The 20906-nt window shown below is 73.5% G+C and carries 23 protein-coding genes and 1 pseudogene; 9 read left to right on the forward strand and 15 right to left on the reverse strand.

All coding sequences use genetic code 11. The features are described from left to right. Positions 1–395: 395 nt before the first annotated feature. Together ACZ58X_RS15245 and rpe are read right to left on the reverse strand one after the other, a co-directional pair. Entirely contained in the window at positions 396–1355 is a 960-nt protein-coding gene (locus ACZ58X_RS15245; RefSeq protein WP_470334119.1) for a pirin family protein, read from the reverse strand. A 138-nt stretch (positions 1356–1493) separates the two neighbouring features. Next, positions 1494–2177: a ribulose-phosphate 3-epimerase gene (gene rpe / locus ACZ58X_RS15250; protein ID WP_470334120.1), complete on the reverse strand. Its 684-nt coding sequence runs from the start codon at positions 2175–2177 to the stop codon at positions 1494–1496. 296 nt (positions 2178–2473) lie between these two features. Between rpe and ACZ58X_RS15255 the strand changes: the two genes are divergently transcribed. Together ACZ58X_RS15255 and ACZ58X_RS15260 are read left to right on the forward strand one after the other, a co-directional pair. After that, entirely contained in the window at positions 2474–3328 is an 855-nt protein-coding gene (locus ACZ58X_RS15255) for an SCO6745 family protein (RefSeq protein WP_470334121.1), read from the forward strand. A 344-nt stretch (positions 3329–3672) separates the two neighbouring features. Continuing rightward, positions 3673–4524 (forward strand): SCO6745 family protein, encoded by an 852-nt coding sequence (locus tag ACZ58X_RS15260; protein ID WP_470334122.1) that lies wholly within the window; start codon positions 3673–3675, stop codon positions 4522–4524. On the opposite strand, the gene ACZ58X_RS15265 is transcribed toward ACZ58X_RS15260, so the two are convergent. The 6 genes and pseudogenes from ACZ58X_RS15265 to ACZ58X_RS15290 all read right to left on the reverse strand — a co-directional run bounded on the left by ACZ58X_RS15265 (position 4494) and on the right by ACZ58X_RS15290 (position 9601). After that, positions 4494–5180 carry a C39 family peptidase gene (locus ACZ58X_RS15265; RefSeq protein WP_470334123.1) on the reverse strand — a complete coding sequence of 229 codons (687 nt, stop codon included), beginning with the start codon at positions 5178–5180 and terminating at the stop codon, positions 4494–4496. The genes ACZ58X_RS15260 and ACZ58X_RS15265 overlap by 31 nt on opposite strands. 198 nt (positions 5181–5378) lie before the next feature. After that, positions 5379–5873 (reverse strand): annotated as a pseudogene (locus ACZ58X_RS15270) (DUF4188 domain-containing protein); the annotation flags it as partial. A 101-nt stretch (positions 5874–5974) separates the two neighbouring features. Beyond that, entirely contained in the window at positions 5975–6607 is a 633-nt protein-coding gene (locus ACZ58X_RS15275; RefSeq protein ID WP_470334124.1) for a TetR/AcrR family transcriptional regulator, read from the reverse strand. A gap of 124 nt (positions 6608–6731) precedes the next feature. Further along, entirely contained in the window at positions 6732–7718 is a 987-nt protein-coding gene (locus ACZ58X_RS15280) for an aldo/keto reductase (RefSeq protein ID WP_470334125.1), read from the reverse strand. Positions 7719–7778: 60 nt separating this feature from the next. Then, positions 7779–8624 carry an ABC transporter permease gene (locus ACZ58X_RS15285; protein WP_470334126.1) on the reverse strand — a complete coding sequence of 282 codons (846 nt, stop codon included), beginning with the start codon at positions 8622–8624 and terminating at the stop codon, positions 7779–7781. Beyond that, the gene (locus ACZ58X_RS15290) at positions 8624–9601 is read right to left on the reverse strand and encodes an ATP-binding cassette domain-containing protein (RefSeq protein ID WP_470334127.1); all 978 of its coding nucleotides are present in this window, start codon (positions 9599–9601) and stop codon (positions 8624–8626) included. Before ACZ58X_RS15290 ends, ACZ58X_RS15285 begins: the two co-directional genes overlap by 1 nt. 99 nt (positions 9602–9700) lie before the next feature. On the opposite strand from ACZ58X_RS15290, the gene ACZ58X_RS15295 reads away from it, so the two are divergent. Beyond that, the gene (locus ACZ58X_RS15295; protein ID WP_470334128.1) at positions 9701–10462 is read left to right on the forward strand and encodes a TetR/AcrR family transcriptional regulator; all 762 of its coding nucleotides are present in this window, start codon (positions 9701–9703) and stop codon (positions 10460–10462) included. 18 nt (positions 10463–10480) lie between these two features. Here the strand turns inward: ACZ58X_RS15295 and ACZ58X_RS15300 are convergent, their stop codons facing one another. Continuing rightward, the gene (locus ACZ58X_RS15300) at positions 10481–11863 is read right to left on the reverse strand and encodes a pyridoxal-phosphate dependent enzyme (RefSeq protein ID WP_470334129.1); all 1383 of its coding nucleotides are present in this window, start codon (positions 11861–11863) and stop codon (positions 10481–10483) included. 379 nt (positions 11864–12242) lie between these two features. Between ACZ58X_RS15300 and ACZ58X_RS15305 the strand changes: the two genes are divergently transcribed. Together ACZ58X_RS15305 and ACZ58X_RS15310 are read left to right on the forward strand one after the other, a co-directional pair. Beyond that, positions 12243–13385 (forward strand): serine hydrolase domain-containing protein, encoded by a 1143-nt coding sequence (locus ACZ58X_RS15305; RefSeq protein ID WP_470334130.1) that lies wholly within the window; start codon positions 12243–12245, stop codon positions 13383–13385. Further along, positions 13382–13939: a hypothetical protein gene (locus ACZ58X_RS15310; protein ID WP_470334131.1), complete on the forward strand. Its 558-nt coding sequence runs from the start codon at positions 13382–13384 to the stop codon at positions 13937–13939. Before ACZ58X_RS15305 ends, ACZ58X_RS15310 begins: the two co-directional genes overlap by 4 nt. A 52-nt stretch (positions 13940–13991) precedes the next feature. On the opposite strand, the gene ACZ58X_RS15315 is transcribed toward ACZ58X_RS15310, so the two are convergent. Further along, entirely contained in the window at positions 13992–15380 is a 1389-nt protein-coding gene (locus ACZ58X_RS15315; protein WP_470334132.1) for an alpha/beta fold hydrolase, read from the reverse strand. Between the two features lie 180 nt (positions 15381–15560). On the opposite strand from ACZ58X_RS15315, the gene ACZ58X_RS15320 reads away from it, so the two are divergent. Beyond that, complete coding sequence (locus ACZ58X_RS15320; RefSeq protein WP_470334133.1) at positions 15561–16553, forward strand: ArsR/SmtB family transcription factor; 993 nt, start codon at positions 15561–15563, stop codon at positions 16551–16553. Positions 16554–16630: 77 nt separating this feature from the next. On the opposite strand, the gene ACZ58X_RS15325 is transcribed toward ACZ58X_RS15320, so the two are convergent. From ACZ58X_RS15325 to ACZ58X_RS15335, 3 genes are all read right to left on the reverse strand, one after another. Continuing rightward, a complete protein-coding gene (locus ACZ58X_RS15325) occupies positions 16631–17440 on the reverse strand; it encodes an alpha/beta fold hydrolase (RefSeq protein ID WP_470334134.1) in 810 nt (269 codons plus the stop codon). A 69-nt stretch (positions 17441–17509) separates the two neighbouring features. Then, the gene (locus tag ACZ58X_RS15330; protein WP_470334135.1) at positions 17510–18235 is read right to left on the reverse strand and encodes a hypothetical protein; all 726 of its coding nucleotides are present in this window, start codon (positions 18233–18235) and stop codon (positions 17510–17512) included. A 44-nt stretch (positions 18236–18279) separates the two neighbouring features. Continuing rightward, positions 18280–18693: an ATP-binding protein gene (locus tag ACZ58X_RS15335; RefSeq protein WP_470334136.1), complete on the reverse strand. Its 414-nt coding sequence runs from the start codon at positions 18691–18693 to the stop codon at positions 18280–18282. Between the two features lie 183 nt (positions 18694–18876). On the opposite strand from ACZ58X_RS15335, the gene ACZ58X_RS15340 reads away from it, so the two are divergent. From ACZ58X_RS15340 to ACZ58X_RS15350, 3 genes are read left to right on the forward strand one after another with little or no spacing between them, the layout of a single operon-like run. Further along, entirely contained in the window at positions 18877–19737 is an 861-nt protein-coding gene (locus ACZ58X_RS15340; protein WP_470334137.1) for a helix-turn-helix domain-containing protein, read from the forward strand. Beyond that, positions 19734–19964, forward strand: coding sequence for a DUF397 domain-containing protein (locus ACZ58X_RS15345; protein WP_470334138.1), 231 nt, complete (start codon positions 19734–19736; stop codon positions 19962–19964). The genes ACZ58X_RS15340 and ACZ58X_RS15345 overlap by 4 nt, the downstream gene beginning before the upstream one ends. A 60-nt stretch (positions 19965–20024) precedes the next feature. Then, positions 20025–20249: a DUF397 domain-containing protein gene (locus ACZ58X_RS15350; protein ID WP_470334139.1), complete on the forward strand. Its 225-nt coding sequence runs from the start codon at positions 20025–20027 to the stop codon at positions 20247–20249. Positions 20250–20319: 70 nt separating this feature from the next. On the opposite strand, the gene ACZ58X_RS15355 is transcribed toward ACZ58X_RS15350, so the two are convergent. Then, positions 20320–20544, reverse strand: a complete 225-nt coding sequence (locus tag ACZ58X_RS15355; RefSeq protein ID WP_470334140.1) for a hypothetical protein — start codon at positions 20542–20544, stop codon at positions 20320–20322. Positions 20545–20619: 75 nt separating this feature from the next. Next, positions 20620–20826, reverse strand: a complete 207-nt coding sequence (locus tag ACZ58X_RS15360) for a cold-shock protein (RefSeq protein WP_188308314.1) — start codon at positions 20824–20826, stop codon at positions 20620–20622. Positions 20827–20906 lie beyond the last annotated feature (80 nt).

The following is a 20906-nucleotide window of genomic DNA, read 5'->3' on the forward strand; positions in this document are numbered from 1 at the left end:
TCGGACCGCCTTCCAGCGGGCCCTCCGGGCGCTTCGTTCTTTCGTGTTTCCAGCTTACCAGATGTTTTCCGCTCCGTTTTCCGGAGTTTCATTCACCGATTCGCTGCTGTCTTCTGCGGCTTGGCGCCCCGTTCGACGTTTCAAACTGTAGCCGACCCCCGCTCCGGAAAGCGAATCCAGCCGCAATCCCCATAAACGCGCACGCCGAATTCACCTCGGGCCGCGACACGAAAAAGCGAATGCGACACAGCCCAGGACGGGAAGTGGTGTTTCAAGGGATTGGCTGCTCCGGGACCGTCCGCGCCGACGCGTGTCCGGTGCTCCCAGCCGAGCAGCTAGAGAACACTACGCCCAACAGCCGCCCCACGCAAACGGGCCGGTCACCGGTGGCGGGCTCAACGCTCGCGGCCGCGGGCCTTCAACGGGACGGCGGGGAGTTCCGGGGCGGCGAGCCGGGCGCCGGCGTAGCCGTGGACCTCGCCGAAGCGGTCGCCCGTCATCCAGTCGGCGCGGGCCAGGGCGATGTCCTCCGTCGAGCGGCCGATGAAGTTCCACCACATGACGATCTTCTCCTCGAAGGGCTCGCCCCCGAGGAGCAGCACCGAGCCGTCGGAGTGGGCGTGGAGCGGGAGCGCGCGACGGCCGCAGCCGAGGTAGAGCATCGAGCCGGGTTCGACGGGGACGCCGTCGACGTCGATCCGGCCGGTCATCGCGAGGACGGCGTACTCGAACTCGGGGACCAGCGGGAGCGTGAGGTGGGTGCCCTCGGTGAGGGCGAGGTCGGCACCGACCAGGGGGCTGTGGGTGGTGCCGGGCGAGGTGGCGGTGTCCAGGGTGCCGAGGATGACGGTGGCGCGCAGGCCGGGGGCGGTGACCACTGGCAGGTCGGCGTGGTGCTCGAAGGTGGGGGCGGTGTGCCGGTGGGCGTCCGGGAGGGCGACCCAGAGCTGGGCGCCGTGCAGGTAGCGGGCGTGCGGGCGCGGGGACTCCTCGGAGTGGGAGATCGCCCGCCCGGAGGTCATCAGGCCCAGCTCGTAGGGCCGGACGGTCTGCAGGCTGCCGAGGCTGTCGCGGTGCAGGACCTCACCCTGGTGCAGCCAGCTGACCGTCTGCAGGCCCATGTGCGGGTGCGGCGGCACCTGCATGCCGGGTTCGTCGGCGATGTCGTCCGGGCCGTAGTGGTCGACGAAGCACCAGGCGCCCACCATCCGGCGGCCCAGGGTCGGGAGCAGTCGGCGGACCGCCGTGCTCTCGCCGAGCTGGACCTGGCGCCCGGTCAGCAGGTCCTTGACCGGTCCGCTGCTGGCCTCGCGGCCGCAGGTGGTCGGGGCGGGCTTGAGGTCGAGGTTGCTCATCGCAGTTCCACCACCGTCATGGGAAGAGCCGGGCCGGGGAGGGCGCACCGTCACCGATCATCCGTGACGGTGCGGAGTTCCTCCACCCGTGCCCGGCCATCCGGCACCGCCGCGGGGGTGCCGCGGGGGCGGGGCGGCTCAGTGCTCGCAGGCCCACCAGGCGTCCTTGCTCGCCCCGGAGGCGAGCTCGCGCAGGTTGCGGACGGCCTCGGCCGGGTCCGCCGCGCCGTAGACGGCCGACCCGGCCACGAACACGTCCGCGCCGGCCTCGGCGCAGCGCTCGATGGTGGCCGCGGAGACGCCGCCGTCGACCTGCAGCCACAGCTCCAGGTCGTGCTTGGCGATCAGCTCACGGGTGCGGCGGATCTTCGGCAGCATGATGTCGAGGAAGGCCTGGCCGCCGAAACCGGGCTCGACCGTCATGATCAGCAGCATGTCGAGCTCGGGCAGCAGGTCCTCGTAGGGCTCGATCGGGGTGCCCGGCTTGAGCGCCATCGAGGCGCGGGCGCCCTTGGCGCGGATCTCGCGGGCCAGCCGGACGGGGGCGGCGGCGGCCTCGACGTGGAAGGTGATCGAGCCGGCGCCGGCCTCGACGTACTGCGGGGCCCAGCGGTCCGGGTCCTCGATCATCAGGTGGCAGTCGAGCGGGATGTCGGTGGCCCGGGCGAGCGACTCGACCACCGGGACGCCCAGGGTCAGGTTCGGCACGAAGTGGTTGTCCATGACGTCCACGTGCAGCCAGTCGGAGCCCCGGACGGCCTCGGCCTCGTCGGCGAGCCGGGCGAAGTCGGCGGAGAGGATGCTGGGGCTGATCTGGGGCATGGCCGACTACCTTCGTACGAGGGCTTGCGAGGGCTGGGCACCCGGGGGGCGGGCGCCTCGCCCCATCATCTCGCGCCGTACGGCCGTCGACCGCACCCGCCGAGCGGCGCGTGACCGTGATCACACGCCGCCCGGGTTGCCGGGGCCGTCCTGGTGGCGGTCAGCTCTGGAGCGACCGTCGGCGACCGTCGGCGATCGCGAGCGCCCCGCAGCGACCCCCAGCACCCCCCGGCGCCCCCCGGTGCCCGCCCGCTCGTCGGGCCCCGCCCAGGATGAGGAAGAGGAAGGTGTCTCGATTGTCCGAACCCGTCCACCCCGCCCGCGCACTGTGGTGGCTCTTCGAACCGGTGTACGCCGTCACCTTCCTCCAGCCCGAGAGCCGGGCGGCCTTCGAGGCCGCCGGACTGGACGGTGGCTGGCCCGGCTACTTCGCCGCCCGCTCGGCTCCGCTGGGCGCGGTGGGCGCCCCGCCGGTGATCGCCGCGTTCTTCAACTTCGCCCCGGCGGCGGTCGAACGCGCCCTGCCGGAGGTGTGGTCCCGGGCGAGCCCCGAGCGGGCGCTCGCGGCCAGGGCCGAGGGCTCGGCGGCGGTGCTCGCCCGGCTGCTGGCACCGGTGGCGCCCGAGCTGGTCGAGGCCGTGGCAACCGCGCTGGAGGAGGCCGTGGACCGGGCGGACTGCGCAGGCCGGGTGCTGGCCGCCGCCAACGCCGCGCTGCCCCGACCCACGGACGTGTACGGGCGGCTGTGGCACGCCGCGACCGTGCTGCGCGAGCACCGCGGGGACGGCCACGTGGCCGCACTGGTCGCCGCCGGGCTGGACGGCTGCGAGGCGCCGGTGCTGCACTGCGCCACGGGCGCCGCCCGCGCGGTGCTCCAGCCCCTGCGGGGGTGGACGGACAAGGAGTGGGAGGCGGCGACGGCCCGGCTGGTCGGCCGGGGCTGGCTGACGGCGGCGGGCGCGGTCACCGAGCTGGGCCGGATCCGGCACCGGGAGCTGGAGGCGGCCACCGACCTGGCCGCCGGCCGGGTCTGGGAGCACCGGCCGGACGGCGAACTCGACCGTCTGACGGCCGCGTTGCGGCCGATCGCGGCGATCTGCCGGGCTCGGATGCCGATCGACCCGCTCGCGATGCCGCCCGTGCAGGCCTGAACGGTTCTGGGCCGTCCCAGCGGCTCCGGGCCTCCGGGCGGGTCAACGGGGCCCTCCCGGAGACCGCCCGAGCCCCACCCGCAAACCCGCCCGCAAGCCCGCCCGCAGACCCACCCGAGCCCCACCCGCAAACCCACCCGGCCGTCCCCCGCCCACCCCCACGTGACCGTCGTCACACCCCGCCGGGGATTACCGGGGCCGTCCCCGTGGTCATCAGCACGTGAACGGCCCACACACCCGCCCGGGCGGCCCCGGCGCTCCGCCACCCGCGCGACCGCCGCGGCCGTACCGACCAGCCGAGCTCCCCGCGCCCGCCCGGAGCCCCGTCCGAGGAAGGTCTCCTGATGACCGATCTCGTCCATCCCGCCCGCGCGCTCTGGTGGCTCTTCGAGCCGGTGCACGCCGTCACCTATTTCGAGCCCGAGTGTCGCGACGCCTTCGAGGCGGCCGGCCTGCGCGGCTTCTGGCGCGGCTACTTCGCCGGCCGCTCCGCCCCGCTCGGCGCGGTGGACGCGCCGCCGGTGACCGCCGCGTTCTTCAACTTCGCCCCGGCGATGGTCGAGCGGGCCCTGCCCGCGCTGTGGTCGCTGGCCGGCCCGGAGGAGGCGCTGGCCGCCCGCACCAAGGGTGCGGGCGCCGCGCTGGCCCGGCTGCTGGAGCACGTGGACCGTGGTCTGGTCGAGCGGGCGGTCGAGACCCTGGAGCAGTCCGCCGAGCGGCTGGACTGCGCCGGCCGGGTGCTGGCCGCCGCCAACGCGGCGCTCCCGGCCCCGCCGGGGTTGTACGAGCGGCTGTGGCGGGCCGCCACCGTGATGCGCGAGCACCGCGGGGACGGCCACGTGGCCGCGCTGGTCGCCGCCGGGCTGGACGGCTGCGAGGCCCTGGTGGTCCGCTGCGCGATGGACATGCGGCGCGAGCAGCTCCAGCCGGTGCGCGGCTGGACGGACACCGAGTGGGAGGCCGCCGCCGAGCGCCTGGTCGAGCGGGGCTGGCTGACCGCGACCGGCTCGCTGACCGAGCTGGGCCGGACCCACCACCAGGCCCTGGAGGCCGCCACCGACCTGGCCGCCGCGCGCGTCTGGGAGGACTACCCGCGCGCCGAACTCGATTCCCTGGCCGCCGCGTTGAAGCCGATCTCGGCACTGTGCCGGAGCAGCCTGCCGTTCTACCCGGTGGGACTGCCGGACAACACCTGACCGTCGTCGGCGCCGGGCGGGCCGAGCACGATCCCCCGCCCGGCGTAGAACTGCCCGAACGCGCGCCACGGCACCCGGGCGAAGGCCTGCGACTCCCCCGGGAAGCCGGACGGGTTGTGGATCAGCAGCGCCGTCGCGGTGGCCCCCACCGCCAGCACCAGGTGGCCGCCGCGCCGCACCGGCTCGGGCCCGTGCGGCTCCCGGATCGACGGGTGCACCGAGAGCATCACCAGCCGCCCGGCCGCCAGCTCGTCCGCGACCTCCGCGGGCGTCGACTCCGTCGCCCGGGCGGCCAGTCCCCAGCGCCGCCGGGCGTAGTCGGCGAACGGCACGTGGACCAGCCCGCGCAGGCTGTCGCCGTCCCGGACGTACGCGCCGGCCGCCAGGCACTCACGGGCCAGCACCATCGCCGCCGGGGTCACGCCCCACCAGTGCTCCAGGGCCATCCGCAGGCAGGCCACTCCGCAGAGCCGCCAGGACCACCAGGCGTACTCCTCCGGGGTGGCCGCGCCGGACTGCCCCCAGCGCGGGTCCCGCGCGGCGTCCAGGCGCCCGTCGACGATGTCCCGCACCAGCTCGGCGGACTCCCACTGCGCCCGGTACGGCACCTCGTGCACCACCCGCGCCGGCCGCACGGCGCCCTCCTGATCGACCATCCCCCGACGCTCCCACACCGGGGTCGCCGGACGGACTCACGACACTCCTTGAGCGCCCGTCCGGTCGTCCGCGCCGTACGGGCAGCTCAGGCCGTCCGGGCCCGCCGCCGCACCGTCCGCCTGCTCCGCGCCCGCCGCCTTCTCCGCGCCGCCCGCACCACCCGCACCGTCCACGCCACCCGCACCGCCCGCACCGTCGCCCGAGCGGAAGGCCAGGCGCTGCGCGGCGTGCCGGCCGCGCGCCTCCAGCGGCAGCTGCCCGGTGGCGCCGGCCAGGCCGAACGCCGGCATGTCGAAGTAGATCGACTCGTAGCCGCCCTCGGGGACGATGTAGGTCTCGTGCCAGAGCCCGACGTGGCCGCGCAGCTTGCCCTCGCGCATCTTCCGGTTGGCTATGCCCCAGACGGTGTGGTGGAAGCCGTCCGGTGCGCTCGCGTAGCGGTACAGGTGCTCCTTCGACTCCCAGTACTGGACGACGTAGTACGTCCGTGGCGAGGCGGTGAGCAGGATGCGTCCGCGCAGGCCGCGCTCGGGGCTGCGGCCCAGTTCGTACAGCATCCGGAACATCGCGAACATCACCGGGCCCCAGTGGTGCACCGCCCAGAAGCGGTTGATCCGCATGCCGATCAGCAGCACCACGGTGTCGCCGGTGGCGGCGGCGGTGGTGTAGCCCGGTTGCGGCTTGGCGAACAGCTGCATCTGTGCCTCCCGGTACTCGCGACTCGCGCTCATGTAATCGGTGATTACATCAGCGCGCACCAGGCCGGTCAAGGCTCGCCGCAGCCACAATTCCGTTACTGCTCAGGCGGGTTGACCGCCCCCGCGATCCCCGCTCGGAAGGTGTCCAGGACCCGGACGGCCAGCTCCTCCGCCCGCTCGGCGGGCAGGTAGCCGTCCACGATCATCTGCGCCAGCCCGTACACCAGCGCCTGCCCGGACAGCAGCACCAGCTCCGGATCGCCGGGGCCGACCCGCCCGGCCTGCTGGTCCGCCACGACCAGATCGGTGAACGCCCGGTCCAGGCCGTCCAGTTGCTCCCGCAGCTGCGGGTCCCGGGGCGCCGCGAACACCCGCGAGCGCACCAGCTCGAACCGGCGCGGATGGCGCAGCGCGTACCGGACGAACCCCAGCCCGAGCGCCCGCATCGCCGACCCGCCGACCGCCTCGGCGGCCGCCACCTCCGCCTCCTGCCAGCGGGCGAAGTCCGCCAGCACCCGGTCCGCGACCGCCGTCAACAGCGCCTGTTTGTCTGCGAAGTGACGGAACGGCGCCCCCGCCGAGACCCCCGCCCGGCGGGCCACCTCCCGCACGCTCACCTTCTCCTGGCCCTGCTCGTCCAGCACCTCGAACGCCGCCGCCACCAAGGCCTCCGGCAGCGCCCCGTGGTGGTAGGCGCCCCGGTCCCGCTCCCTGATCCGTTCCGTCATACCCGTCTTGCTACCACAGCGGGCAGGGGCCCCGGGTCGGGCGGCCCGGCCCCGGCACCCCGTCGTCCGGGGCCCGGCTCCGGCACCCGTCTTCCGGGGTGCCGGGGCCGGGCCGCCCGCGGGCCTACCAGGCGTAGTCCTCGGGGGCCGGCTTGTGGCCGGGGAAGAGTTCGTCGAGGCGGTCCAGGGTCTTCTGGTCGAGGTCCAGGTCGAGCGCCCGGAGGGCGGCGTCGAGGTGGGCCGGGGTGCGGGGGCCGATGATGGGGGCGGTGACGGCGGGGCGGGAGAGCAGCCAGGCGAGCGCGAGGTCGGCCGGGTCGGTGCCGAGTTCGTCGGCGAAGTCCTCGTAGGCCTGGAGCTGTTCGCGGTACTTGTCCAGGCGTTCGCTCGCGTAGCCCGTGGCGCTGCGGCCGCGGGTGCCCTCGCGCTCCTTGCGCAGGACGCCGCCGAGCAGCCCGCTGCGCAGCGGGGACCACGGGATCAGCCCGAGGCCGTAGTGCTGGACGGCGGGGATGACCTCCAGTTCGATCGCCCGGTCGAGGAGGTTGTAGAGGGACTGCTCGCTGACCAGGCCGAGGAAGTGCCGGGAGCGGGCGGCCTCCTGGGCCTGGGCGAGGTGCCAGCCGGCGAAGTTGCTGGAGCCGACGTAGATGATCTTGCCCTGGGCGACCAGGACCTCCATCGCCTGCCAGATCTCCTCCCAGGGCGTGGCCCGGTCGATGTGGTGCATCTGGTAGAGGTCGATGTGGTCGGTCTGCAGGCGGCGCAGGCTGGCCTCGACGGCCTTGCGGATGGCGAGCGCGGAGAGCTTGCCGTCGTTGGGCCAGTCGCTCGTGTTCGCGTAGGCCTTGGTGGCCAGGACGGTGCGCTCGCGGCGGCCGCCGCCCTGGGCGAACCAGCGGCCGATGATCTCCTCGGTGCGGCCCTGGAGGTTGCCCTCGCTGTCGCGGCCGTAGGAGTTCGCGGTGTCGAAGAAGTTGATGCCGCGCTCGTGGGCGGTGTCCATGAGGCGGTGGGCCTCGGCCTCCTCGGTGTGGGGGCCGAAGTTCATGGTGCCGAGGCAGAGGCGGGAGACGGTCAGGCCGGTGCGGCCGAGGTGGGTGTACTCCATGGCGCCCCACCTAAAGCCACACCGGCCACGGTGTCCAGCACATTACGGTGACCCGGCGGGTCATCGTCCGTGGGTGGCGAACTTCCGTACGGCCAGCGGCCCGCAGAGTGCCAGCAGGGCGGCGCTCCACAGCAGCGTGGCGAGGACGGCGTGCTGCATCGGCCAGGCGGAGCCGGGCGCCGCCGGGTTGCCGAAGAGTTCCCGGCTCGCCTCCACCACGGAGCTGATCGGGTTCCAGTCGGCGATCACCCGCAGCCAGCCGGGCATCCCGCCGGTGGGCACGTACGCGTTGGTGACCATCGCCAACGGGAAGACGATGACGGAGAGTTGCCCGGCGGCCTCCTCCTTGCCGACGGCCAGGCCGAGCAGCGTGCCGACCCAGGTCATCACGAAGCGGAAGAGCAGCAGCAGCGCGAACCCCTCCAGCGCGTCGGCGGCGCCGTGCCGGGCGCGCCAGCCGGCGGCCAGCCCGACCAGGGCCAGCAGGGCCAGGACGGCGACGCTGACCAGCAGGTCGGCGAGGTTCTGCCCGAGCAGCAGTCCGGTGCGGGAGACCGGCATCGAGCGCAGCCGGTCGGTGACCCCGCGCCCGACGTCCCGGGCGGCACCGACCATGGTGGGCATGATGCCGTTGGTGGCGACCATGGCGAACAGCCCGGGCATCAGGAACTCCCGGTAGTCCCCGCCGCCGGGCACCTGCATGGCGCTGCCGAAGACGTACCCGAAGACCACCACCATGATCACCGGAACGCCCAGCGAGGCGGCCAGCAGGCCGGGCGAGTGGCGGTAGTTGAGCAGGACGCGGAGCATCGACGTCCAGGTGTCGGAGAGCAGCCGGGCGCCGACCGAGGGGCGTGCGGCGGCCGGGGCGGCGGTGCCGACGGCGGTGCGGACGGTGGTGGCCATCAGGCGGCCCTCCCCGGCTCGGCGCTCTCCCGGGACTTCCCGGTGAGGGCGAGGAACACGTCGTCGAGCGAGGGCGCCCGGACCGCGACGTCCTCGGCGACGACCCCGGCGCCGTCCAACTCCCGCACCAGCGAGGGCAGCAGGACGGACGCGCCGGGCGCGGTCAGCACCGTGACCGTCCGCTCGGCGACGTCCACCTGGGCGTCGTTGCCCGACAGGGCGGACAGCACCACGGCGGTGGCGGCGAGCTGCTCCACCGTGGCCAGGGTGACGGAGACCTGGCTGCCGATCGCCGCCTTGAGCCGCTCCGGTGGGCCGGTGGCGATCGCGGCGCCGTGGTCGACCACCACGATGTCGTCGGCGAGCCGGTCGGCCTCCTCCAGGTACTGGGTGGTGAGCAGCACGGTGGTGCCGCCGTCGGCCAGCTCCTTGACGGTCTCCCAGATGCCCTGGCGGCTGCGCGGGTCGAGCCCGGTGGTGGGCTCGTCCAGGAAGAGCACCGGCGGGCTGGTGACCAGGCTGGCGATCAGGTCGAGGCGTCGGCGCATGCCGCCGGAGTAGGTGCGCACCAGCCGGTCGCCGGCCTCGGCGAGGCCGAAGCGGGTGAGCAGTTCGTCGGCGCGCGCCCGGGCCCGGCGGGCGCCGAGGCGGTGCAGCCGGCCGAACAGCCGGAGGTTGTCCCGGCCGGTGATGCCCTCGTCCAGCGCGGCGTGCTGGCCGGCCAGGCCGATCGCCCGCCGGACCTCCTCGGCCTCGCGGACGGCGTCGTGCCCGGCGACCCGGACGGTGCCCCCGTCGGGGGCGGCCAGGGTGGCGAGGACGCGGACGGCGGTGGTCTTGCCGGCGCCGTTGGGGCCGAGCAGGCCGCAGACGGTGCCGGCCCGGACGGTCAGGTCGAGGCCGCGCAGGGCCTCGGTGGCTCCGAAGCGTTTCCGCACGCCCGCCATCTCGATGACGGGTCGGGAGGTGTCGGACATGGCTCCGCCCTTCTCTAGGTACAGCGTACGTAGAATCTGGACGCCATGCTACTACGTACGACGTACGTATCTAAGATGGGGGAGCGAGGTGATCTTCCAGTGCCGTCCAGCGACTCCCCCACCACTCCTGATCAGCCGAATCGGCCCGATCGGACCGAGCGGCCCACGCCCCCCGAGGCCCCCGAACTGATCTGGCTGCGCCCCGAGCGCACCGGCCGCGGCCCACGACCGGCCCACAGCCGCGACTCCATCGCGGCGGCCGCCATCGTGATCGCCGACGCCGAGGGCCTGGAGGCCGTCTCGATGCGCCGGGTCGCGGCCGCGCTCGGCGCGGGCACCATGTCGCTCTACAACTACGTGCCGAAGAAGGAGCACCTGCTCGACCTGATGCTCGACGCGGCCACCGCCGAGTACCGGCTGCCGCCCGCGGCGAGTGGCGACGTCCGGGCCGACCTGGCGAGCCTCGCGCACGAGCAGCTCGCCATCTTCCGCCGCCATCCCTGGCTGCCCGCCCTGGTCATGGCCCGCCCGGGCATCGGCCCCAACGCCCTGCGCTACACCGACCACTTCCTCGCCGTCACCGCCCCCACCGGCCTGCCGGGCGGGGCGCGGATGGAGGCGATGGCGCTGTTCAACGGCTTCATCTGCCAGTTCGCCCAGTACGAGCAGACGGCGGCCGCGGGCGCCAAGTGGCAGGCGGAGATGGTCGGTTACCTCACCCAGGCGGCGCTGAGCGGCGCCTACCCCCACCTCGCCCAGGCCTTCGCCACCGCGGGCCCGCCCGCCGACCCGGACCAGGTCTTCGACCGCACCCTGGACCGGGTCATCCACGCCATCCTGGCGCCCGCGCCGGGGGGCTAGGTGTTCTGTCCCGTGAGGTCAGCCCAGGACCTCCCGGGTCAGCACCCCGGCCGCCCGGCCGTCCACCAGCACCACCACCGCCGGGTGCCCGCCCGCCAGCGCCGCCCGCGCCCCGGCGGCCGACTGCCCGACCCCGACCGTCGGCAGGGCCGGCCCGAGCAGCGGGCGCACCGGGTCGTCCGGCTTGGCGCCGCCGTCGGCCAGCGCCGCCGTCAGCACCTCCCGGGACACCGAGCCGACCACCTCGGTGGCGCTCACCCCGTACGGTCGCGCCGCCCGGGCCAGCACCGCCGGGGCGACCCCGCCCGGCGCCGCCCGCAGCGCGTCCAGCGCCCCGGCCACCGCCAGGTCCGCGCCGACGGCGACCAGCGGCCCGGCCGCGCCGAGCAGGCGCCGCAGGCCGTCCCCCTCCGCCGGGTCCTCCAGGAAGCCCCACTCCCGCATCCAGGCGTCGCTGTGCACCTTGGACAGGTAGGAGCGGCCCGAGTCCGGCAGCAGCACCACGACCAGGTGCTCCGGCCCCAGCCCGCGCGCCACCCGCAGGGCCGCCGCCACCGCCGTGCCGGAGGACGGTCCGGCCAGGATGCCCTCCTCGCGGGCGAGCCGGCGGGCCGTCAGCAGCGACTCGCGGTCCGGGATCCGCTCGAAGGCGTCGACCACCTCCGAGCGGTAGGCCTGCGGCCAGCGGTCCTCGACCGTCTCGGGGTGGAGGAAGTGGCCGATGCTCTCCACGAACCACGGGCTGCCGTCCCCGCCGCCGTAGGAGGAGGACTCCGGGTCCGCGCCGACGACCGTCACCGAGCCGCCGGACACCTGCTTGAGGTAGCCGCCGGTGCCGGTGACGGTGCCGCCGGTGCCGACACCCGCGACGAAGTGGGTCACCCGGCCGCCGGTCTGCTCCCAGACCTCCGGGCCGGTGGTCCGGACGTGCGCGTCGGGATTGGCCAGGTTGTCGTACTGGTTGGCGAGCCAGGCGCCGGGGATCTCCTCGCTGAGCCGCCTCACCACGTTGAACAGGTGCCGCGGGTCCTCCTGCGCGACCGCCGTCGGCGCGAGCACCACCTCCGCGCCGTACGCCCGCAGGATGTCCGCCTTCTCCGGCGCCGCCTTGTCCGACACCCCGGCGATCACCCGGTAGCCGCGCCGCCGTCCGACGATGGCCAGGCCGATCCCGGTGTTCCCGGAGGTCGCCTCGATGATCGTGCCGCCCGGGCCCAACAGCCCGTCCCGCTCGGCGGCCAGCACCATGGACAGCGCGGCGCGGTCCTTGACGCTGCCGCCGATGTTGAGGAACTCGGCCTTGGCGTAGACCGGCGCGGCGATCCCGGCCCCCAGCCGGGCCAACCGGATCAGCGGCGTCCCGCCGATCGCGTCCAGGACGGATTCGTGCACTGCGGTCATTCGGCAGCTCCCTCACTGCGTACGGACGTGTCCGCCCGAGCCTGCCCACGCCCGCGCCCGGCCATCCGTCCGGCGCGCGTCGCCCGCCCGGGCGGCCCCCCCGGGGTGGAGCGGGCCGAGGAGTGCCGGGTGGAGTCCTCCTGCGAGCGGGAGCAGGCCGCCGCCGTGCTGGGCGCCGTGCGCGCCGCCCACCCGTACGAGGAGCCGGTGGTCAACTTCCTGCCGCTGTACGACCCCGCCGCGGACTGAGCCGGACGGCCCGCCCGCCCCATCCGCCCCACCCTCCCCGGCCCGGGGAAATCCCCTCGTCCCGGCCGTCGCGACGCCGTACCGTGGTCCGGTCAACGATCTTGGAGCACGTGGAACGGGGCGGTACACCATGCAGGACTACCAGGGCTGGGTCGACGAACGCTACGGCGCCGTCGCCGACGCCTTCGCCGGCAACTTCGCCGACTTCCCCGAACTCGGCTCCGCCGTCACGGTCTTCGTCGGCGGCCGCAAGGTGGTCGAGCTCTGGGGCGGCACCGCCGACCAGCGGACCGGCCGGGCCTGGACGCAGGACACCGTCGTCCCGGTGTTCTCCTGCGCCAAGGGCGCGGTGAGCATCAGCGCCCTGCTGCTCGCCCAGCGGGGCCGGCTCGACCTGGACGCCCCGGTCGCCCGCTACTGGCCCGACTTCGCGCGCCACGGCAAGCAGGACATCACCACCCGGATGATCCTCGGCCACCGGGCCGGCATCCCGGCGCTGGACGCGGTGCTGCCGTTCGAGGAGGTCGCCGCCCGGGAGCCGGTGATCCGCGCGATCGAGGCCCAGCAGCCGCTCTGGGAGCCGGGCGCCACCTACGAGTACCACGGCCACGTGTTCGGCTTCGCGGTCGGCGAGGTGATCCGCCGGATCACCGGCCTGACCGCGGGCGCGTTCCTCCGCGAGGAGATCGCCGAGCCGCTCGGCCTGCCGCTGTGGATCGGTCTGCCGGAGAGCGAACTCCCGCGCTTGGCACGGCTGGTGGAGGCCGAGGGCCGCCGCCCGATGCCCGGCCCCGAGCACCTGCTCACCCGGATCGTCACCATGAACGGCGCCCTGGTCTTCCCCGGCCTGGACGTGCCGCACGGCTGGAACGACCCGGCCCTGCACGCGATCGAGCTCCCCGGCGCGGGCGCGGTCGCCTCCGCCACCGGGCTGGCCGGCCTGTACGCGGCCACGGCCACCGGCCTGGACGGCGGCCCCCGGCTGCTCTCCGCCGACACCCTGACCGACGCGGTGCGCGAAGTCTCCTCCGGCCAGGGCTTCCTGGGCTTCGACATGGGCGCCCGCTGGGGCTCCGGCCTGCTGCTGGACTCCGCCGGCTTCCGCCCGCTGCTCGGCGCGCGCAGCTTCGGCAACGACGGCGCCGGCGGCCAGTTCGCCTTCGGCGACGACGAGTTCGGCGTCGGCTTCGGCTACGTCGCGAACCGGATGATCGGCCACGGCGACGCCCGCGCCAACCGGCTGATCGAGGCGGTGCGCGGGTGCCTGGGATGACGGAGTTCCTCGACCGGCTGGTCGGGCTCGCCGCCACCGCCGACCTCGGCGGGCTGGGCTACGACGCCTCGCTGCCCGGACTCGCCGCCCGCTTCGGCGATCCGTACGACTCGGGCCGGGTCCACCAGGGCAGCCGCTGGCCGCACGCCTTCGGCTGGGGCGACGCCTGGACGGTGTTCTGCCGCTGCCGCCGGCTCCGTTCCTTCTCGCTGCCGACCTGGCACGGGGAGCTGGAACTCCCGGCGGACGGCGCGGGGTTGCGGACGTACGACACCCGCGTCACCGAGTCCGCGCTGGTCGCCGCGCTGACCGCGGCCGGCCTCGCCTGGGAGACGGTGACCTACGAGAACATCCCCGACCAGCGCACCCTGGAGGTGGCGCCGGCCGAGGAGGTCCGGGTGGCGTTCGTGCTGGTCGACCGGATCTCGCGGGACGAAGCGCCCGTGGACGACTGGCTGTTGTACAAGGTCGGCCTCTGGGGCTACGACCACCCCGACTGCCCCGAGCCGGACCGCACCCTGCCGGACGACGGCTGGGGTGCGGCGGAACTCTGAGCCGGCGCCGGGCCGTTCCGTCCCCTGTGCGGAACGGACCGGCGCCGACCGGCTACTTGAGCAGGAAGTCGTAGACCGCCTGCCGTCCGGCCGGGTTGGCCGCCCGGGTCTGCACCGAGTGCGCCGCCCCCGGGACGATCACGACCTGCGGGTCGTGCGTCAGCTTCGCCTGCTGGTACAGCCACTCGTACGGGGTGGACAGGTCCCGGTCCCCGCCGAGCAGCAGCACCGGCACGTCGGGCAGCTTGCGGTGCGCCGGGGGCAGCGGCGGCACCGGCTCGCGCGGCCAGTCCAGGCAGACCAGCAGGCTGCCGAGGCCGGTCGCGGTCGCCGGGTCGTACGGCCAGGTCTGCTCGGCCGTCAGGTTCTTCCGGGTCCGCTCCAGCGCGGCCGCCCGGCCCGCCACCGGGGTGTCCGAGGAGCCCCACGGGTAGCGCCCGTCGGCGCACAGGGTGGCGGCGTGCAGGCCCTGGCTGAGCAGTTCGGCCGGGGCGGCGTCGTTCTTGTGGACGTCGTCGATGAAGGACTGGAGCTTCTGCGGGTTGCCGCCGGCCGCTTCGTGCAGGGCTTCCGGCACCCCGCCGTAGTTGGGGTCGGCGAACTCGTAGCTGGTGAGCGCGTCCAGGATCTGCGCGCCGTTGCCGTACTTCCGCACGGTGGTGGCGAGGTCGGCGGCCGGGTCGGTGGTGCAGCCGGTGGCCTGGCAGGCGGTGCGCAGCACCCGGGCGGTGGCGGGCAGCGCGGCCAGGTCGAGCGGGTCGTAGCCGCCCTGCGGCACCACCGAGTCGAGCACCAGCCGCTCCACGTGCGCCGGGTGGGCGAGGGCGTAGCGCTCGGCGACGAAGGTGCCGTAGGAGACGCCGTCCAGGGTCAGCCGGCGGTCGCCGAGGGCCTGGCGCAGCAGGTCGATGTCGCCGACGGTGTCCGCGCTGCTGTAGTAGCGGGCGTTCGGGCCGAGGGCGGTGGCGCAGTCGGCGATGGACTGCTTGCGGGGCACGGCGAGGTCGGAGGAGCCCATGTCCTCCTGGAGGCCGGGGCACTGGAGGGCCCGCTCGCCGGTGCCGCGCTGGTCGTACATGATCAGCCGGTAGTCCTTGAGGACGGGCTCCAGCTTGCTCGCGATCCGGCGGATCAGCGGGACGCCGGGCTGGCCGGGGCCGCCGGCGAGGAACAGCAGGTCGCCCTTGGGGGCGTCGGCGTTGCCGGTCATCGCCACGTCGAGCTGGAGGGTGCCGGGGGTCCGGCCGCTGTGGTCGAGCGGCACGGTGAAAGTTCCGCAGGTGAATTCGGGCGCGCCCTGGCAGGGTGCCTGCCCGGTGACGCCGCCGCCGTGGTGCTGTGGTTCGGCCGGGGCGGCGACGGCGGGGCCGGCCAGGGTGGTGCCGGCGACCACCGCGACGGCGCCCAGCAGGGCGGCGATGCGGCCGCGCGTGCTCGTCATGTTCGTCGAGGTTCCTTCCGCTCGCGCCGCGTCCGTCCTGACGCGGTCACGGGAGAAGCCTGCGCCCGGGCGACTTCGAAGGCGAGCATTCGTGCCAGGATTCGACCAGGGTCGAAGGGTTGACGACCGAAAGGACGACAAACCCGACCGTTCCGGCAGGCTGGCAGAGGGGTGGACGGCATGATCCGGCTCACGATCGACTCGACCGGGCTCGCCCGCACCCGGTTCGTCGTCTCACCGCTGCACGAGGCGGTCAACACCCTGATGGCCGCCTCCGCGCTCAACTCCCGCACCGGCCCGTACGCCTGGGTCGGCCGGACCCGCCGGGTGCTGCGCCGGGAGGGGCTGGAACTGCTGTCCGGGCTGGCGCTGGAGCGGGCCGGCGGCTACCTCCCCGACTTCCTCGCCCCGCACCCGACCGGGCCGGACCCGACGATCGCCGAGCAGCTGGCGGCCGTCCGCCGCGCCGACCCGGACCGGGTGCTGGCCGAGCTGGACACCGTCCAGCACGGGCTGCCGGCCGCCAACCTGGCCGGCCGGCCGCTGCCGGACGTGGTGCTGAGCACGCTGCGGCGCGGCCCGCGCCACTTCGCCGAGCGGGTCGCCGACGAGCTGGGCCGGTACTGGGAGCTGGCGGTCGCCCCGTACTGGCCGGACGCCCGCGCGGTGCTGGACGCCGAGATCGACCAGCGCGGCCGGCACGTCGCCCGGTACGGCACCGGTTCGCTGTTCAACTCGCTCTCCCCGGAACTCTCCTGGTCGAACGGCCTGATCCAGCTGGAGAGCCGCTTCGAGGTGAACCTGCCGGCCCGCATGGTGCTGCTGATGCCGACGCTGGTCAGCCGCTCGATCCACGTCATCCTCGACACGGTCGACGGCTGTCACCGGGCGCCGACGCTGATGTACCCGATCACACCGTCCGTGCCCGCGCCCCGGACACCCGCGCCCGCCCTGGCCCAGCTGGTCGGGCCGACCCGGGCGGACCTGCTGGCCGCACTGGTCGACCCGGCGACCACCGCGGCGCTGGCCGCCCGGCACTTCCTCAGCGCCGGGACGGTCTCCTACCACCTGGGGGTGCTGCACCGCTCGGGCCTGGTCAGCCGGGTGCGCAGCGGGCGGGAGGTGCTGTACCGGCGGACACCGCGCGGGGAGGAGCTGGTGACGGCGCGCTGAGGAGCGCACCGAGGAGCGCACCGCGACGGGCGTATGAGCGGGCGCGTGCTCCTGATCTCGCGCCCCTCAGGTCCGTTTCACACCAACGCGCGCGGGAGCACCACCCGCACCCATTCCTCCGGCTGCGACAGGTGCGGAGCGTGACCGGCGCCCTGGTAGAGGTGCCGTTCCGCCTTCGCGAGGGTGAGGTCGATGATGTCCAGCACCTCGCCGTACATCGGCGGACTGTCGTCGCTCTGCGTGAGCAGCACGGCCTCGTTGAAGCCGCTGAGCGCGGTCAGGTCCAGATCCAGCGCGTCCGGGTCCCGCAGCTCGTCCAGGTAGGTCGGGGCATTGCGGATGAAGGTGTGCCGCACCGGCGCGGGCAACTGGGCCCACGCCCCCGGCCCGAAGGCGACCGTCTCGACGAACAGCTCCGCCGCCGCGGCCGACTCCGCCTGCTCCAGCAGCTCCCGGACGGCGGCGGTCCGGCCGGCGAGGGCGGCGGCGATCGGCCGCAGCTCCGGGTCGGTGAGCAGGATGCCGGTGCCGGGCGGCTCGTGCACGGCGACCCCGCGCAGCAGGTCGGGCCGGGCGGAGGCGAGCCGCAGCGCGATCAGCGCACCGTACGAGTCCCCGTAGACGAAGGCCGGAGCGAGCCCGAGGCCCTCGATCAGCCCGGCCAGGTCGGCGGCGTCCTCGTGCACCGAGCCCTGGGTCAGCGGGTCCTCGCTGCGGCTGTGGCCCCGGCGGTCGTAGGCGACGACGGTGGTGGACTCGGCCAGGCCCGGCATCACCCGGGCCCAGGAGTCACCGTCGGTCCACGAGCCGTGCACCAGGACGACACCGGGGCCTTCGCCTTGGGCCTCGTAGTGCAGCCCGACCCCGTTCACCCTGATCTCGGCCATCACGAGCCTCCCGATGTCGGCGGTGCTCCCTCACCAGCCTGACACAGGCGCGCGGAACGGACAGTCCGGTCAGATCGGGGACTCGAAGAGGTGCGGCTCCCAGTGACCGAGCCAGGAGCAGGTGGAGGAGGGCAGGGCCAGGCCCTCGGTGGACTCGTCGTAGGGGAGGAAGGAGGTGGGCGCGAACCAGCCCTCACCGGGGTCGATGCGCAGGCGGAGCAGGCGCAGCGGGCGGTGCAGGGCGAGGTAGGTGCGCAGGTCGTCGGTGGAGGGGTGGTGCTCCTCGTAGCGCTCCTGGACGCAGCGGCAGATGGTCAGGATGTCGGTGTCGGCGAGGAGGAGGTAGCGGGGGCCGGGGCCGAGGTTCACGCACAGTCGCCGGCGGGCCTTCCGGCGCTCGCCGTAGGGGAGGTTCTGGTGGTTGTCGACGTGGAGGCCGGGGCGTCGGCCCGACTCGGGGAGGACGTGGGTGGTGGGCTGCCCGGGCGGGTCCTCGGCGTCACCGAGGGTGATCGGGTGGGGGTCGCCGAGGGTCTCGACGAAGGCGGCGACGGTGTCGCGGTCGGTGACGGTGTCGGGGAGCCGGAACAGCTCGATCAGACCGGAGGCGGGGGTGAAGTAGCCGGGCGCGAACCGCTCGGGGTAGCCGCCGGGCAGGGGCTCCCAGGCGGCGGGGTCGGGGACGACGGCGCAGGTCTCGTAGTCGGGCTCGAAGTAGAGCCGGCGGGGGCGGCCGTAGTCGCAACGGGCGTGCAGGGCAGCCGGGTTGCGGAAGGCGATCGCGGCGGGGTGCATGGCGGGTGGACTTCCTTGCGGGGTGGTCGGCGGGGGGGGGGGAGTCAGGCGAGGAGGACGCGCGCCCAGACGCGCTTGCCCGAGCCCCGGCGGACGACGACGCCGAAGTCGAGCGAGAGCTCACGGACGAGCTGGATGCCCCGGCCGCCCTCGTTGAAGCGGCGCAGGCGGGGCTTCTGGAGCGGCAGGTCGAAGCGCGGGTCCCACACTTCGAGGCGGCAGTCGCCGCCGAACTCCTGGAGGTAGAGGCGGACTTCGCCGTGGCCCTGGCAGGCGTGGACGACGGCGTTGGTGACGAGCTCGGAGCCGATGAGGACGAGGTCGTCGACCTTCTCGCCGCAGTAGCCCCAGAGGCCCAACTGGTTGCGGATGTGGCGACGGGCGGTGCGGACCGAGGTGGCGTGCTCGGTGAGGGTGAGCTCGGAGGTGCGGAGGAGAGGTGTGCTCAACGCGGACATGGGTGCCCCTTCGCTTCGACACGACGTCAGGTGCGTGTCCGTGCGGTCACGTTGAGTGTGGGGGAGTTCGATTCGAAAACGCAACAAGAACGCCCTAGAAAATCGGTGGATCTTGAAACGGGCTTGAGTCTCGCGGCTCTCTGCGGTGAGACTGGCCACCAGCGTTGAAGGGAGGGAACCCACTTGAACACGAACCTGTCAGCGATCCGGCAGATCCGATTGGGCGACGAGCTGCGTGCCTTGCGACTGGACCAGAACAAGAAGCTCATCGAGGTCACGAAAGACCTCAAGGGCTGGAGCCCTGCTCGCCTGAGCAAGATGGAGCGAGCCGGCCAGCCAATCGGGCCGGCCGACCTCGCCACGCTGCTGGACTGTTACGGAATCACTGGTGCAGATCGCGACTACTACGAGAACCTGCTCGGCAGCGGCCCTCCGAAGCAGTGGTGGCGAAGTCTTGACTACGCAGACGCCATCACACCAGCGTTCGCGGAATACCTCGCCCTCGAAGCCGAGGCCTCACACATGGTGGACTACTTCTTCTCCGGCTTCCCTGGATTGATCCAGACGGAGGCCTACGCGAAGGAGATGATCGCCGCTGGCACCGATGCCCCCAACGAAGAGGAAGTCGAAGCGGGTGCCGAGGTTCGGATCCTCCGACAGCGCCGCCTTACAACGGAGCCCCCGCTCACGTTCGAGGCTTACTTCGGCGAGGTGGCGCTGCTCGTATCGGGCGACCAGGGTGTCCTCACAGAACAGATCCGCCACACCATCGAGGTCGCTCAGTACCCCAACGTAACGCTCCGGATGGTGCCACTGAGTGCAGGTCGGCCCGGCATCCTCACATCCGGCCTCACCCTGATGCACTTCCCCGCCGACCTCGAAAACAGCTTCGTATTCATCGAGGCTGTCGGCGGTATGCTCCCCCGCAAAAGGGGACGCGACGTTCGACGGGCAGAGCGAGTCTTCGCCCGCGTCGGACGATTCGCGCTGTCGCCCGAAGACACCATCACCGCCCTTGAACGTAAGTTGGAAGAGCTAACGTGAGCAAGCACGACCCGTACATGCACGACCCTGCCGACGCAGAGTGGGTCAAGTCCCCCTTCTCGGGGGAAGGCAACGGCAACTGCGTGACCATCGCCCGCTTCGCCAACGGCGACGTCTGGCTCGGCGACGACAAGAACCCCCACCGCCCCCACCTCGCCTTCGACCAGGCCGAGTGGACCGCCTTCATCCAAGCCATCGAAGCCCGCGACCCCCGCTTCACCGCCTAACTGACCCTCCGGCCCGGCCCGTTCACCAACGGGCCGGGCCGCTGCCCACCGGGAGGTCTCATGCACGACCCGTACAACCACAACTCCGCCGACGCCGAATGGGTCAAGTCCCCGTTCTCCGCCGACTCCAACGGCAACTGCGTGATCATCGCCCGCTTCGCCAACGGCGACGTCTGGCTCGGCGACGACAAGAACCCCCACCGCCCCCACCTCGCCTTCGACCAGGCCGAGTGGACCGCCTTCATCCAGGCCATCGAAGCCCGCGACCCCCGCTTCACCGCCTAACTGACCCTCCGGCCCGGCCCGTTCACCAACGGGCCGGGCCGCTGCCGCCTAGGACAGGCTCGGTGTGACGTCACCCCGGGGGCGACCAGTCCTGGTCCGCGCAGGTCAGCCACCGGTCGGCGGCCGTGCGTGCCTGGTCCGCCTGTTCCGGGGTCACGACGCCCTCGGCGTCCGGCGCCCGGTCGAGGAGATCCCGGACCATCCTCATCTGGTCCGCGCTGACGACCCACCGTAGCCAGGTGGAGGAGCCGTCCTCGTGCCAGTCCATGATGTTCAGGGTGTGCCGAACGCTCATCATGTCCTCCCGCGTGTCGGCCCGGGCGGGCCCGGGCGCGCCTGGCTCCGGCCCAGGGCGGGCCCGGGCCGACCGTCACCCGGCGAGGCGGACGCGTTCGGCCTGCGGTCCCTTCTGGCCCTGGGTCACGTCGAACTCGACCCTCTGGCCTTCCACCAGTTCACGGAAGCCCGAGCTGTCAATGTTCGAGTAGTGCACGAACACGTCCGGACCACCGCCGTCCTGCTCGATGAATCCGAAGCCCTTCTCGGCGTTGAACCACTTGACTGTCCCAGTAGCCATGACCCCTCCTGGGAAACGAGGCTGCGCTTCGCCGGGTCGGACGAAGCCGGTGCCGGAAGACTCGCCGACAAGAACCGACC

This window comes from Kitasatospora sp. NPDC040550 (assembly GCF_055594965.1).